Source organism: Thiobacillus thioparus DSM 505 (assembly GCF_000373385.1).
GTDB lineage: Bacteria > Pseudomonadota > Gammaproteobacteria > Burkholderiales > Thiobacillaceae > Thiobacillus > Thiobacillus thioparus.
In genome coordinates, this window is record NZ_KB891316.1 from 801,427 (window position 1) to 815,922 (window position 14,496).

General features: G+C 59.8%; 15 protein-coding genes. All 15 read right to left on the reverse strand.

The features are described from left to right. Nucleotides 1-69: 69 nt before the first annotated feature. Complete coding sequence (gene cysG / locus B058_RS0104090) at nt 70-1,509, reverse strand: siroheme synthase CysG (protein WP_018507206.1); 1,440 nt, start codon at nt 1,507-1,509, stop codon at nt 70-72. Nucleotides 1,510-1,515: 6 nt separating this feature from the next. After that, nucleotides 1,516-1,851, reverse strand: a complete 336-nt coding sequence (locus tag B058_RS0104095) for an iron-sulfur cluster biosynthesis family protein (protein ID WP_018507207.1) — start codon at nt 1,849-1,851, stop codon at nt 1,516-1,518. 19 nt (nt 1,852-1,870) lie between these two features. Continuing rightward, nucleotides 1,871-3,244 (reverse strand): cobyrinic acid a,c-diamide synthase CobB, encoded by a 1,374-nt coding sequence (locus B058_RS0104100; protein ID WP_018507208.1) that lies wholly within the window; start codon nt 3,242-3,244, stop codon nt 1,871-1,873. A gap of 91 nt (nt 3,245-3,335) precedes the next feature. Further along, nucleotides 3,336-4,538, reverse strand: a complete 1,203-nt coding sequence (gene nrfD, locus B058_RS0104105; protein ID WP_018507209.1) for an NrfD/PsrC family molybdoenzyme membrane anchor subunit — start codon at nt 4,536-4,538, stop codon at nt 3,336-3,338. A gap of 6 nt (nt 4,539-4,544) precedes the next feature. Then, nucleotides 4,545-5,324 (reverse strand): sulfate reduction electron transfer complex DsrMKJOP subunit DsrO, encoded by a 780-nt coding sequence (gene dsrO, locus B058_RS0104110; RefSeq protein WP_018507210.1) that lies wholly within the window; start codon nt 5,322-5,324, stop codon nt 4,545-4,547. After that, the gene (locus B058_RS0104115; RefSeq protein ID WP_018507211.1) at nt 5,321-5,818 is read right to left on the reverse strand and encodes a hypothetical protein; all 498 of its coding nucleotides are present in this window, start codon (nt 5,816-5,818) and stop codon (nt 5,321-5,323) included. The genes dsrO and B058_RS0104115 overlap by 4 nt, the downstream gene beginning before the upstream one ends. A 2-nt stretch (nt 5,819-5,820) precedes the next feature. After that, complete coding sequence (locus B058_RS0104120) at nt 5,821-7,779, reverse strand: NAD(P)-binding protein (RefSeq protein ID WP_026240625.1); 1,959 nt, start codon at nt 7,777-7,779, stop codon at nt 5,821-5,823. Nucleotides 7,780-7,843: 64 nt separating this feature from the next. Then, nucleotides 7,844-9,367 (reverse strand): sulfate reduction electron transfer complex DsrMKJOP subunit DsrK, encoded by a 1,524-nt coding sequence (dsrK, locus tag B058_RS0104125; RefSeq protein ID WP_026240626.1) that lies wholly within the window; start codon nt 9,365-9,367, stop codon nt 7,844-7,846. A 49-nt stretch (nt 9,368-9,416) separates the two neighbouring features. Further along, nucleotides 9,417-10,142, reverse strand: coding sequence for a respiratory nitrate reductase subunit gamma (locus tag B058_RS0104130; protein WP_245539262.1), 726 nt, complete (start codon nt 10,140-10,142; stop codon nt 9,417-9,419). A gap of 183 nt (nt 10,143-10,325) precedes the next feature. Next, nucleotides 10,326-10,661 carry a TusE/DsrC/DsvC family sulfur relay protein gene (locus B058_RS0104135; RefSeq protein WP_018507215.1) on the reverse strand — a complete coding sequence of 112 codons (336 nt, stop codon included), beginning with the start codon at nt 10,659-10,661 and terminating at the stop codon, nt 10,326-10,328. A 23-nt stretch (nt 10,662-10,684) separates the two neighbouring features. Beyond that, nucleotides 10,685-10,984 (reverse strand): sulfurtransferase complex subunit TusB, encoded by a 300-nt coding sequence (tusB, locus tag B058_RS0104140; protein WP_018507216.1) that lies wholly within the window; start codon nt 10,982-10,984, stop codon nt 10,685-10,687. Between the two features lie 10 nt (nt 10,985-10,994). Then, complete coding sequence (gene tusC, locus B058_RS0104145) at nt 10,995-11,390, reverse strand: sulfurtransferase complex subunit TusC (protein ID WP_018507217.1); 396 nt, start codon at nt 11,388-11,390, stop codon at nt 10,995-10,997. Between the two features lie 11 nt (nt 11,391-11,401). Further along, nucleotides 11,402-11,761 (reverse strand): sulfurtransferase complex subunit TusD, encoded by a 360-nt coding sequence (tusD, locus tag B058_RS0104150; protein ID WP_018507218.1) that lies wholly within the window; start codon nt 11,759-11,761, stop codon nt 11,402-11,404. A gap of 82 nt (nt 11,762-11,843) precedes the next feature. Further along, entirely contained in the window at nt 11,844-12,914 is a 1,071-nt protein-coding gene (gene dsrB, locus B058_RS0104155; RefSeq protein WP_018507219.1) for a dissimilatory-type sulfite reductase subunit beta, read from the reverse strand. An 80-nt stretch (nt 12,915-12,994) separates the two neighbouring features. Beyond that, nucleotides 12,995-14,296 (reverse strand): dissimilatory-type sulfite reductase subunit alpha, encoded by a 1,302-nt coding sequence (gene dsrA / locus B058_RS0104160; RefSeq protein WP_018507220.1) that lies wholly within the window; start codon nt 14,294-14,296, stop codon nt 12,995-12,997. Nucleotides 14,297-14,496: the final 200 nt, after the last annotated feature.

The following is a 14,496-nucleotide window of genomic DNA, read 5'->3' on the forward strand; positions in this document are numbered from 1 at the left end:
GCACGCCTCTCGGCACGATATGTCGGACGCGGTAGCGGCCGGCCCTGAAACCGCTATCGGCCGAACGATTCAGCGCAAGTGATCCACCGCCTCGAGAGGGGTGGCGTGGGCCTGCTCGCTGTGCAACTCGGGCTGATACCAGCCGAGCTTTTCGCGCAGCTTGACCACATTGCCGACGATGATGAGCGTCGGCGCCTTGAGCCCGGCTTGCTCAGCCAGCTTGGGCAGCGTGGTGAGATCACCGGTGATGACGCGTTGCGTCGGCAGAGTGCCATGCTGGATGATGGCCGCCGGCGTGTCGGCGGTCAGGCCATGCTTGATCAGCGCCTCGCACAACAGCGGCAGGCCTTTCAGCCCCATGTAGATGACGATGGTCTGGTCTTTGCGCGCGATGCCCTCCCAGTTCAGGTTGAAGGTGTTTTCCTTCAGATGTCCTGTAACGAAGGCAACCGACTGCGCGTAATCGCGATGGGTGAGTGGAATCCCGGCGTAGGACGCCACGCCGGCGGCGGCGGTGATGCCCGGCACCACCTGGAACGGCACGCCGTGCTCGACCAGGGTTTCGATCTCCTCACCGCCACGGCCGAAGATGAAGGGGTCGCCTCCCTTGAGCCGCAGCGTCCGCTTGCCTTCCTTGGCCAGTCGCACCAGCATCAGGTTGATTTCCTCCTGCGGCACGGCGTGGTCGTCGCGCTCTTTGCCGACGTAAATGCGCTCGGCATCGCGCCGGCACATGTCGAGAATAGGCGGCGAGACCAGGCGATCGTAGACGATCACGTCGGCTTGCTGCATCAGGCGCAGGGCGCGGAATGTGAGCAGGTCGGGATTGCCTGGGCCGGCACCGACCAGATAGACTTCGCCGCGGCTGGTAGTATGCTCGGCGCCGTCCTGGATCATGGCCTGGAGCTGTGCCTCGGCCTCGGCATCGCGCCCGGAGAACACCATTTCGGCAACCGGCGAGAGGAACACTTTTTCCCAGAACGCGCGACGCTGTTCCGGCTTGATCGCCGCACGCACACGATCCTTGTAGCGCGAAGCCAGTGCGCTCAGGCGGCCGTAGGCAGCCGGGATCAGGGTTTCCAGCCGCGCCCGCAGCATGCGCGCGAGCACCGGCGATTCGCCGCCGCTCGAGACCGCCACCATGATCGGCGAACGGTCGATGATCGACGGCAGGATGAAGCTGCACAATGCCGGCTTGTCGGCCACATTGACCGGGATGTGGCGCGCGCGCGCGGCGTCGGCGACGACCTTGGCGGCTACCGCATCGTCCTCGACCACGATCACCGCATCCTTGCCATCGAGCAGGCCGGGCGTAAAGGCATCCGCCACGCGATTCAGGCAATCGGCATGTGGCAGACGTTCAAAGCCTTCATGCAGGGAGGGGGCGGCGACATCGACGCGCGCACCGGCACGCAGCAGCAGTTCGGCCTTGCGTGCGGCAGTCTCGGAACCGCCCACCACCAGGCAGTGGCGGTCGCGCAAGTCGAGGAAAATCGGCAGGTAGTTCATAAGGATTTACTCGGTGGTCGCAGCATCGTCGCCCGACTCGGCAGGTCCGTCTTCCGCCGAATAGGGTGGGATAAAGATGAAGCGCATGTCGCCCGGCTTCATTTCGACGAAATCGAGCGTCACGCCCTGCAGATAGGGGGTGCTCGATGCGGCGATCAGGATTTCGATGCCGTTGATGACGAGGTGTTCGTCGGCCTCGCGTTCGGTATCGAAGCCCATGCCGTAGTTCACGCTGCCATCGTCCTCCTGGTAGGCAGCCACCCGCAGGATCATCTCGAATACATCGGGATTATTGTTGGCAGCGCGAATCTGCGCGGCAGCAGCGTCGGTGATCTTGATCATGGGTTTGTCCCTCGATTAATTAAGCGGCAGCGCGCGCCTTATGCGCACGCACCTGATTCAGAAAAGGCGCGATCCAGCCCTGTTCCCCGCTGCCGCGGCGATGCACGTAACCAGCGAGAAGATTGTATTGCTGGTAGCCGTCATGTACGCCATCGATGCCATGACCGCGCTTGACCCGGTACGCATAGATGGAGTCGGCCGGGAGATTTTCCAAGCTGGAGTAATGAAATTCGTGCGCGGGAATGCGCACGGATTCCCGCCAGCGATCGACACCGGTCGGCTGCAGACTGGCGTAGCCCCGTCCAACCGGACGCTCGTGCATGACCGTATCGCCCGGCACCACGCCCACCATCTCGCACGTACGGCCCTGCCAGCTGAGTCGCCGCGACAGATACATCAAACCGCCGCACTCGGCATAGGTGGGTAGACCCGCTTCGATGGCGGTACGAATACTGGCGCGCAAAGGAACATTGGCTTCGAGTTCATCCATGAAGACTTCTGGAAAACCGCCCCCGATAATGAGCCCGTCCACCTCCGGCAGGGTATCTGCATGCAGCGTATCCAGCTCCACCAGCTCCACATTGGACGAACGGAGGCTGTCGAGATCTTCGCTGTAGTAGAACCCGAATGCCGGATCGTGCGCGATCGCTACCCGTACCCGCTCCGGGACAGCTTGCCCGGAGCGTTCGGCGGGCACCACTTCACGCGCGGGTGCGCTGTCTGCGATAACCAGCAGCCGGTCAAGATCGACCTGGGCGGCGACCCGCTCGCCCACGTGCCGGATGCGCGCCAGTGCAGCCTGCTGCTCGTTGGCCGGCACCAGGCCCAGATGGCGTTCGGCGATCTGCATGCTGGCGTCGTGCTGGACGGCGCCGATCACCTCGACCTCGGTGTAATGCTCGATCACTGCGCGCAGTTTGGACTCATGGCGGCTGCCGCCGAGATTGTTGAGGATGACGCCGGCGATGCGGATGTCCGGATCGAACGCCTGATAACCCAGGATCAGCGGCGCCACCCCGCGTGTCATGCCGCGCGCGTCGATCACCAGCACCACCGGGGCACCCAGCAGCTTGGCAAGTGCGGCATTGCTGTTGCTGCCGTCGAGATCGAGGCCGTCGTACAGCCCTTTGTTTCCCTCGATCAGGCTGATGCGCGCACCGGCCGCGGCACTGGCGAACTGCCGCTCGATTTCGCTGCGCTGCATCATGTGGAAATCGAGGTTGTAGCAGGGACGCTGCGCTGCCATGCCCAGCCACAGGGGATCAATATAATCCGGGCCTTTCTTGAACGGCTGGACCCCATGACCACGCGCATGCAGCGCAGCGCACAAACCCAGCGTGAGCGTGGTCTTGCCCGACGATTTGTGCGCGGCAGAAATAAAGACGCGGGGCATTGGAGCCCCGCGCTTGTCAGAATCGTTTGATGTGGCTTGCTGGTTCATTCCGGACGATCCCCTGCCGGACTGACGTCCGGCAGGTTATGCATCAATGTTCCAGTTTGGCAACCGTGGCGTCGTCCAGATTGGCCGGCAGCAAACGCAGTACCTTGACGGCAAAGGTGGTGGCCAGCAGCGCAATGGCCACGCCGCCCAGCCCCAGGAAGAGCTCGGCCATGGTCGGCGAATACTGGTGGATCACGCCGTCATAGAAGCTGCTCTTCATCGTCATCCCCGGGAACATATCCAGCGGGTAGGCTTGGGCCCCGATAATGGTGACATACATCTGTGCAATACCGCCCAGGATGACCAGCGCACTGGCAATCATGATCCAGCTGCGCTGTCTGCCCAGGCTGCTCAGCAGGATCACCAGCGGGGCGGCACAGCCGATCACGATCTGTCCCACCCAGAACAAGGTGGTGATGATGCCGCCGTCGCGCAGGATGAAGCTTTCGACGCTGCCCATCTTGGCGAAGTACAGGTTGGTCAGGTGATACACCACGACGAAGTAGAGCACTGCGGCGACGAACACCGCGAGGAGGCTCTTCAGCCGCATCATCACGGCATCGCCAAGCGGCCGGCCGGTCCAGGCGTAGGCCGCGACCAGCACCATCAAGTAGATGGCCAGTCCGTAGGCGAACGACATGATGATGAACATTGGCGCCAGCATCGAAGTGCCGTACAGTTCACGTGCGACCAGAAAGCCGAACAATGAACCGGTACCGGTGGTCAGCGTCAGACGCCAGATGAAGGCCGCCGTGCCTGCCGCCTTGGAATAAGCCTTGACGTTGCGGTCCAGCATGGTCCACAGGTAGATGCCCACCAGCGCGAAGAAGCCGGAATAGAGGAACACGTTCCAGGTGAACATCGACTTGAAGTTGAAGTGCGTCATCGCCACGATCAGACGATCGGAGCGCCCGAGGTCGAGCACCAGCACCAGCAGGCCGCCCAGCATCAGTGCCAGCGCCAGGATGGCCGACAGCGGTGCCAACGGCTTGTACATCGGCTTGTTGAAAACCGAGGCGATGGAGGCTACGTTCAGCGCACCCGAGGCGGCCACGATCAGGAACACCGCAAATACGTGCGGCAGGCCCCAGACGATCTGGTTGTCCATGCCGGTCACCACGTGGCCGTGATGGTGCATATACAAATAGGACAGAAAGCCGAACAGTACAAAGAGGCCGATGCCCCCGAACAGCATCCAGTACTTCAGGCTGCTGCCTTCAACTTCGCGGAAAGTAATGCTTGCCATGTTGTTTTAGATTCCGTGATAGCGAACGCCGAGGTTGAGATTGAGGTCGGCCCGCACCTGCTTGGTCGGCAGTTCGCGCAGACGCTTGGAGATCTCGCTTTCGGGGTCGTTCATGTCGCCGAACACCAGGGCGTTGTGCCCCGAGGCCGTACACGCTTCGACACAGGCCGTCGTGCCGTCGCCGCGATCGACCTTCTGCACGCAGAAAGTACAGGCTTCGACGCAGCCGATGCCACGCGGTACATCCGGTTTCTGGGTATCGTTCAGCGGTTCGTGCACCAGCGAGCGCGCCTTGTAGGGGCACGCCATCATGCAGTAACGGCAGCCGATGCAGGTATGGCGGTTGACCAGCACGATGCCGTCAGCACGTTTGAACGAGGCCCCGGTCGGGCACACGTCCACGCACGGCGGCTCTTCGCAATGCTGGCACATCATGGGCAAGTTGGTTTCCGCCTGCGTCAACGGGTCCTGCAATTCCAGCTTGCGGATCCATTGCGGCGCCTGCTTGGGATGCGCGCTTTCAGCCACTGGGGTCCAGCCGTTTTCGGTACTGCAGGCCGACACACACTCGTCACAGCCGCTGGCGCACTTGGTCGCGTCGACCAGCATGCCCCAGCGCACCGCGTTACTGGCAGCCTGCTCTTCAGGACGGCCATGCGCCACGTCGATCAACATCACGCCAGGGGCCAAAGTCACGCCTGCCGCCGTCACCGTCGCGACGCTGATAAAACGACGACGCTCGGGCGAACTGGGCGTATCGTCGGACATCGATTTCATATTGTTCATTGGGCTATCCCAGCCATCTCTTCCGCGCTGACCTTGCTATTGGCCTGGGCCGCAAGCTTGTGCGCGTAATGCGCCGTCTCAGCGTTCAAAGGGTGCATCGCCATCGAGCCCTGCGGCTTCGTGGAATGGCAGTCGAAACAATCGATTTTCACAGCCGCATAGCTGTGGCAGCTCACGCAAAAGTCGTCCTTGGACGCGGCAACGCTGCCAGTTTTTTCACTGGCATGGCAATTGATGCATTCCTTGAGGCTGTATTTCTTGGTACGGACACCTTCAAGCACAGTCTCATCGCGATGATGCAGCAGCACTTTCATGTGGTTGCGTCGCATGAAGTCGTTGGGTTCGACGCACTGCTCGCCCTTGACAGCCTTCGTAATCACGGGCTTGGGCGCGCCACTGGCCTTGGGCTGGTCATCCGACCCGGCCCAAGCCAGGGCCGCGGTCGTCAACACGACCGCACCCAAAGCCAGGAGGCGTTTGATCTTGCCTGCCACGCTCAGTCACCCATACCCATGACGATGTAGCCGGTCGGGCAGACGTCGGCGCAGATATGGCAACCGATGCACTTGCCATAGTCAGTGTCGACGTAACGGCCCACAGTGGGATTGTCCTTCTTCTTCACCTTGAACACGGCGGTCTGCGGGCAGTACACCACGCAGTTGTCGCACTCGAAGCACTGGCCGCAGGACATGCAGCGCTTGGCTTCGTCGACAACGGCCTTCTCGGATAGCGCGTGCAAACGCTCTTCGAAGTTGCCCAATGCACCTTCCTTGTCGAGCATCGTCACCTCGCGGATATTGCGCGGCACATTGGGGAAATGGCCCAGGAACAACTCGGTGTGCGAGGTGATGTGGCGCGCCGAACGGTCTTCGAAGTTGTGCAGGATGTCCTTGCGCTCTGAGGTGCCCCAGATCTGGCCCTTGACTTCGCTGTACTCGTGGCCGGATTCGAGCCACTTGCGGATTTCGTCGAAATGGTGGACGTCGACCTTCGGGCGCTTGTCGAGTTCCTTGCCGGCAAGGAAGGCATCGATGCCGTCGACGGCGATGGCGGCATGGCCGATCGCAGTGGTCAGCAGGTGCGGACGCAGCACGTCGCCGCCGACGAAGATGTGCTCTTTGCCGGGGAAGCGATAGTTCTTGTCGGCCTTCATCAGGCCGTTGTTGTTGTTGAACTGCTCGAGACCGGTGAAGTCGACGCCCTGGCCGATGGCGGACACGATCAGGTCGGCCGGCAAATCGCGCTCGGTTCCCTCGACGATCTTGGTTTCCTTGCCTTCCATCACAAAGTCGGCCACGCGCAGCGCGGTAGCACGGCCATTCGCGTCGACGACCACGGCAACCGGGGTCACGCCGCCGATGATCTCGATGCCTTCCTGCTGGGCATGCTCGACTTCGTGCTTGTTGGCAGCCATCTTGTCAACCGTAGCGCGCGAAACCAGCACCACCTCGGCACCTTCACGGGCGGAGATCGAGGCGACGTCGGACGCCATGTGGCCAGCGATCACAGCCTCGGGACGGTCATCATGGGTACCGGATTTGGTCACGTTGCCGAGACGGCGGGCAACGGTCGCAACGTCGATCGAGGTGTCGCCACCGCCGATAACCACCACGCGGTTGCCGACGTGCTGCAGGCGACCTTCGTTGAAGGCGCGCAGGAACGCAACGGCAGTCACGCAGTTGGGGGCTTCGGCACCGGGAACCGGCAGCGGACGACCTGCCTGGGCACCCATCGCCATGAAGATGGCGTCGTATTCTTTTTCAATCTGCTCGAAGCTGACGTCGGAACCGATACGGGTCTTCAGACGGGTCTCAACGCCGAGGTCGATGATGCGCTTGATTTCGGCATCGAGCATTTCACGCGGGGTACGGAAACCGGGAATGCCGTAACGCATCATGCCACCGAGTTCTTCGTGCTCGTCGAAAATGGTCACGCCGTGGCCGCGCAGACGCAGCTGGTAGGCGGCGGCCAAGCCGGCAGGGCCGGCGCCGATCACGGCAACCTTCTTGCCGGTTTCGGCAGCGGTGGACGTGTAGGCCATGTTGTTTTCGATGCCCCAGTCGCCAACGAAGTGCTCGACCGAGTTGATGCCGACGTGGTCTTCGACCTGATTGCGGTTACAGCCGGATTCGCACGGTGCGGGACAGACACGGCCCATCACGCCCGGGAAGGGGTTGGCTTCGGTGATGCGGCGGAACGCATATTCCTGCCAGGTCACGCCTGCAGGCGGCTTCTCGATGCCGCGCACGATATTGAGGTAGCCGCGAATGTCTTCACCGGCCGGGCAGGAGCCCTGGCAAGGCGGCGTAGCGAGCATGTATTCCGGGCACTTGTGCGTCCAGCTCGACTGGAAAATCCTGTCCTGTGCGGAACGGAAGTCAGCGTCTGACTCGCCATCCTTATAACGACGCCATGTAACGCCTTCGGTTTTTGCTTTGTTCGTCGTGACAGCCATGTTGGTTCTCCTAACGCCTACGTAACTAAAGATAGATAAATCGCAATCAGCCCGGTAATCGAACTCAGTCCAGCTTGATCGCCTTGCTAACCAATTGATGCACCCCGCCCACCATGCTCATGTCGAAGCCATATTTAGGCAAAACTTTGGTGAACTGCGCCTTGCAGATGGCGCAGATGGTGGCCATGAAGTTGACCTGGTATTCCTTGACCACATTGTTGAGTGCAGTGGCGCGCGGCAACGCGCCCTTGACGCGTACTTCCATCAGGTCGTCCGTCAGTACGCCGCCGCCGCCGCCGCAGCAGTATGTGGCTTCATAGATGGTGTCGTCCGCCATGTTGTGGAAGTTGTTCACGACCGACTTGATCAATTCGCGCGGGATGGTGAACTGGCCGCCCGGTTCGGTGCCCATGCGCGACGCGCGGGCCACGTTGCACGAATCGTGATACGTCACGATCAGGTCATCGTTCATCGACGGGTCGACCTTGATCCTGCCGGACTTGATCAGATCATTGGTCAGTTCGCAAATATGCTGAGGCTGCGGATAGGTCGGATCAAGCTGCTTTTGCAGTTCGATCGAGAAGGGATCGTTGCCGCCGTAGCCGATGCCAGTCAGCGTGTTCCAGAAACTGTAGGCGACGCGCCAGGCATGGCCGCATTCGCCGACGACGATGCGCTTGACACCGAGTTCCAGCGCCGCATCACGGATGCGCATGGCAACCTTGCGCATGGTTTCGTAGTTGCCGTTGAACAAGCCGAAGTTGCCCGCTTCTGCCGCATGCGTGGACAGGGTCCAGTTGATGCCCGCGGCATGGAACACCTTGGCATAGCCGATCAGCGATTCAACATGCGGTTCTGAGAAGAAATCGGCGGACGGCGTGATCAGCAGGACTTCAGCGCCTTTCACATCGATCGGCATCTTGACCGGCACGCCGGTATCGGCCTCGATATCCTCTTCCAGGCCTTCCAGGGTGTCGATCAGCGCCGGGCCGGGCAGACCCAGGTTGTTACCGATCTTCTGTACCTTGCCGAGAATCTCATTGGAGTATTTCTGGCCCATGCCGACATGGTTCAGGATCTCACGGCCGGCCATGGTGATTTCGGCCGTATCGATGCCATACGGACAATACACCGAGCAGCGACGGCATTCCGAGCACTGGTGATAATAGCTGTACCAGTCGTCCAGAATTTCCTTGGTCAGATCTTTCGCGCCCACTAGTTTGGGGAACAGCTTGCCCGCAGTGGTGAAGTAGCGGCGATAGACCTGGCGCATCAGGTCCTGGCGTGCCACCGGCATATTCTTCGGATCCGAAGTGCCCAGATAGTAGTGGCACTTGTCGGTACAGGCACCGCAGTGCACGCAGGCGTCGAGAAAAACCTTCAGCGAGCGGTACTTGCCAAGCAAGTCGCCCATCTTGTCGATGGCGCGCTCTTTCCAGTCTTCGCCCAATTCATGCGGATAGCCCATAAAGTCCTGAACCGACTTGGGCGCAGGAAAGGACTTGATATGCGACATCACGCCTTCCCGAAGCTTGGGAATCTCGATGTCGTCTTTCATTTCCGGAATGTCAAATTCAGCAACAGCCACTTGAGTGTCCTCTGTCCGTACTTAATGTTCGTTATTCAATGTCAACGAATCAGTTGTTCTGATCGAGTCGGGCAGCCCATGCGGCCACATGGCGATGCTCACGAGGGTTGTCAACCTGGTTGCGGGTGGGGCTAAAGAACAAACCCGGTGCATGCAGCAGCTTGCTGATCGGGAAGATCGCCATCAGCGAAGCCACCAGGGCCAGATGCACCATCAGGATCGGATCCTGCGGAAGCGGCTGGATATCCAGATACATCAAACCCATGAAGAACTCTTTCAGCGAAATGATGTCGGTATGGGCGACGAAGGTCATCAGCATGCCGGATACGCCGATCGCTATCAGCAGGACCAGCATCAGGTAGTCGGACGGTGTCGAGATGTAGCGTACCCGGTCGACCACGAAACGGCGTGCCAACAGTCCGGCCAGGCCCGCGACCATCATGATGCTGGCGTATTTACCGAAGGGCTGCACGATGTCGACCCAGAACCAGACAGGCTGGGTGAAATAGCGAAGGTGACGCGCTAGAACCAGGAGCAGACCGAAATGGAACAGCCAGCCGAATACCCAGATCCACTTGTTCGATTTGAACAGCGATTCGAATACCACCACCTCTTTCGCCATCCTGTACACCACGCCGGTTCGCGTAGTCGGAGCAGGGGTCGTCGGGATGACCAGCGGTGCGGGTGTGCGGCTGTAATCAAAAATCTTGTAGACCAGACCCACCACCAGCAGAAAGGTGGCGATGTAGAACATCCCGGCGTAAATCATCGTCACAGTAGACAAACTCACTCTCCTATCGGACTCCGTCCCGCCACGCGATGAAATGCCTGGCGGAATCGCATTCCTTACCAACGTTTTGTTTACAAATCAAACGCAAACTGGCACCGCCACATTTGATTGGGAAACACAACGATCGGAGCCGCCCCGGAAATCCGAGGCGACCCGATGGTTTACGACTTAGATGCAGCCGGTCGGCTTGGGCAGACCCGCGATCTTACAAGCCTGCTTAGCGGGGCCGTAGGGGAACAACTCGTACAGGTACTTGTTGTTGCCTTTTTCCGGGCCGAGCTTCTTGCCGATGGCCTTGGTCAGAACGCGCACAGCGGGAGCGATCTGGTATTCGGCATAGTATTCACGCAGGAAGTTGACGACTTCCCAGTGGCTATCGGTCAGATCGACCTTTTCTTCGACAGCCATGTACTTGGCGATGTCTTCGTTCCACTGCGACAGGTCGACCAGATAGCCTTCTTCGTCGACTTCGACTTCTTTACCGGCGATATTCACCATGGGCATAGCAATACTCCTTTGATTAAAAGTTACAGCCAAGACTGACAGTTGCTGTGCTCTGCGACCAGATCCACAAAACCGCCGTAATCCACGACATTGACTCCGTCCAGCACACGCCCGGCCATGCCGCGCGCCGCCAGATCAGGACCGAGTGCGTAAATCTTGAGGTCAGCCGCTGCTGCCTGGATTTTCGCCGCTGCCGCGTTGCCGTTCGTCGCCGCGTAGACCGCGTCTTCAATCAGCAATACAGCAGAACCTTTGGTGGCCATGCGCAAGCAGCTTTCCAGCGAACTGCGCTCAGCGGCCGATTTGTTCACAATATGCAGCATGTCTATCCCCTTAGAAGCTGATCACGACGTCTTGCTCAGCCATGAGATTGGCCATCTCATCGACGGAGAGCACCGTCACATCCACAATCAGGTCGTCTTCGGTCAGACCACGCGCATCCATCGACGCCTGGTCGACATAGAGCTTCTCGATGTCGTACCCTTCCAGCGCACGGTAGGTCTTGGAGAAATCCTTGACCTCGATGCCCTTGGTGTCGATGCCCTTCATCAGCTGGAAGACACCGTCATCGGTGAACACCAGGCTCACATCCTGATCGAAGGCAGCGGTAATCAGCACCACCTCCAGGCCTTCCAGCGCATACACGGTACCGTGGGGCGCCTTGCGGTTCAGGAACATGAATTTCTTGATGATGCCGGAGCCGTCATCCATTTCGTCCATATCGCTCATCTCGCTATTCCTCAATCACCGAACGTCACGAGACGATCGTACTGAATACCCATTTCCACCAACTGACCCAGACCTGAAATCCGGTAACCCGGCGCCAGAATGTCATCGCTGATGCCGCGACGCTGTGCAGCAGCGACGCACACAACCAGATCAACGCCATGGTCGGCAGCCAGCTTGGACCAGCGTGCGGAGACGTTACGATCATCCTGCGGGGGCGTTGCCAAGCGCGTGGAATTGTTCACGCCATCATGGTAGAAAAACACACGCGGAACTTTGTGACCCTTCTCGATCGCCGTGCGGGCGAAGAGATAAGCGGTGTCACTGGCCTGATGGGTGTAAGGCCCTTCGTTTACAAGAATGCCGAATTGCATGGCTAGGTCAAACTCCGAAAAATCCAGTCATTGTTTTCGCACTTCTTCCCGTCGCGGCCAACCCGCGACGGGCGCACACATCTTAGAAACGGATGTGAGCAGAAGCGTTCAGGTTGGCACGACCGCCACGCCAGTTATCGATGTGATACTTGGTGAAGGGCAGGCCGGTCTTCTCGAAGAATGCGGGCCAGCCGATGCGGTCGATCCAGTCGATCATGCGCTCCCACGGCTTGCCGTCTGCCTTGTAGGTGGCGAGGATCTTCTTGACCACTTCGGCGACTTCCGGCCAACGCGGGGCGTTGTTCGGCAGGCCGGCCGCAACCAGCTTGTGAAAGGTCGGCTTGGAGCGGGCATTGGAGTTCTTGCCGCCAACCCAGATCGCGATCTTGGAATGCTCGGGATCGTTGATCTGCATCGGGGGGCAGGGCGGGAAGCATGCGCCGCAGCAAATGCACTTCTTCTCGTCGACTTCCAGCGAGGGCTTACCGTTCACCAGAGCGGGACGGATCGCAGCCACCGGGCAGCGTGCCACAACGGAAGGACGCTCACACACGTTGGCAACCAGATCGTGGTTGATCTTCGGCGGCTTGGTGTGCTGAACGATGATCGCGATGTCGGCCTGGCCGCCGCAGTTGATTTCGCAGCAAGAGGTGGACATCTTGACGCGGTTGGGCATCTCGCACTTGACGAAGTCGTCGTACAGCTCGTCCATCAGCGCCTTCACCACGCCGGAGGCGTCGGTGCCGGGGATGTCGCAGTGCAGCCAACCTTGGGTGTGGGCAATCATGGACACCGAGTTGGCGGTACCGCCGATGGGGTAGCCCTTGTCGTTCAGAGCCTTGATCAGCGGCTCGACCTTGGAGCCGTCGGCCACCATGTATTCGATGTTGGAACGCGCGGTGAAACGCACGAAGCCGTCGCCGTATTGATCAGCGATGTCGGCCAGTTCACGGATGGTGTAGTGGTCCATCTGACGCTGGGTACCCGCCTTGACGGTCCAGATTTCGTCGCCGGACTCAGCACGGTGATACAGAACACCCGGCTTCGGATGGCTGTGGAAAGACCACTTGCCATAGTTCTTCACCATCACGGGGTGCATGTAGGGCATCGGATCCGGTGCGCCGGATTCGATAGGCGGACGTAGTTCTGCCATGTTTTATCTCCAACTGATTTAATGCACGGACCCCAGCACTCGCCGAGGCCCGCCCTATGCGAACAGGTACAGCGCGAAACTTAAGCGGCGGACTGCTTGTACTCGTTCCACTTCTCGACTTGCTCGTCCCAGTCGTCGGAACGGAAGTAGGGGTTGGAACGCGGCTCCTTGATCATGTTGGGATCGACCGGGATGTCCAGACCTTCGAGGAAGTTGGTCAGGCCGATACGCTCGATCATTTCGCCGGTACGCTCGTGCTCCAGCGCGTTTTCAGCGAAGAAGTCGAGGATGTTGCGAGCCAGTTCGTTCAGCTTCTCGAAGTCCTCGTCGGACTCGAGCTTCATGAACGGGATCACCACGGTGCCCATGGTCGCGCCAATCTTCAGCACACCCTTGCCGCCCACCAGAATGGTCACGCCCTTGTCCACACCCGTCCGCAGGCCGCCGGGGATGACGTTCAGGCAGTGCATGCAGCGCACGCAGTTCTTGTTGTCGATGCACAGGGTGTTACCATCACCCAGATTGGCGGCAGACACGTGCTCGCTGGCCTTGAACTTGTCGCTGGCAACCAGGGTGATGGCCTTGGTCGGGCACTTGCTGATCACGTCATTGACCAGGTCGTTCATGCCATGGGCCTTGTAGTAGTCCTGCACCAGCGCCTCGTCGACGCGGATGTTGTCGCGCCAGGTGCCGATGGTAGCCATGTCTGAGCGCTGGATGGCGTTGACGCAGTCGTTACCGCAGCCGGAGAACTTGAACTTGAACTTGTAGGGCAGGGACGGACGGTGCATGTCGTCCAGGTTGTTGTTGATGACGGTACGCAGCGCCTTGGCTTCATCGAAGCAGGAATGTTCGCAGCGGGCCGCGCCGACGCAGGACATCGAGGTGCGCAGCGCCGGGCCGGCACCACCAAGGTCGAAGCCCATTTCGTTGAATTCGTCGAAGGCCTTCTGGACGTTTTCGGTCTTGATGCCCTGGAACATGATGTCGCCGGACTGGCCATGGAAGGCGATCAGGCCCGAGCCGCCGGTAGCGGACCAGACGTCGCACATCTTGCGCAGCAGATCGGAAGTGTAATGCATGCCTGCGGGCGGTTGCACGCGCAGCGTATGGAATTCGGCCGCCTCAGGGAACAACGGCTGGTGGTTTTCGTCCTTCAGCTCGGTGAAACGCGGGATCACGCCGCCGCCGTAGCCGAACACGCCGACCGTACCGCCCTTCCAGTAACCGAACTTGGTCTTGTAGGACGTTTCCAGTTGACCCATCAGATCAACCATCATGTCGTTATCCTTAGCCAGACGCTTCAGACCGGTAACGAAGCTCGGCCACGGGCCTTTCTCGAGCTCGTCCAGATTGGGCGTATCAATCATCTTCTTTGCCATAGTTTTCTCTCCTAGAACATTTCGAAATGCCCGCTCAGCCGGCAGCTTAACGGTATCCCATCATCGTATTGAGTTGACGATTGCATCACCATCATTCTCATGGGTAAAACGATTACCCCATCGCGGTAGGTTCAGACCTACCCAAAAGGAGTAGATCGATTTCCCCAACGCGGTAATGCCCCATCTAGGCAAAGGGTGAG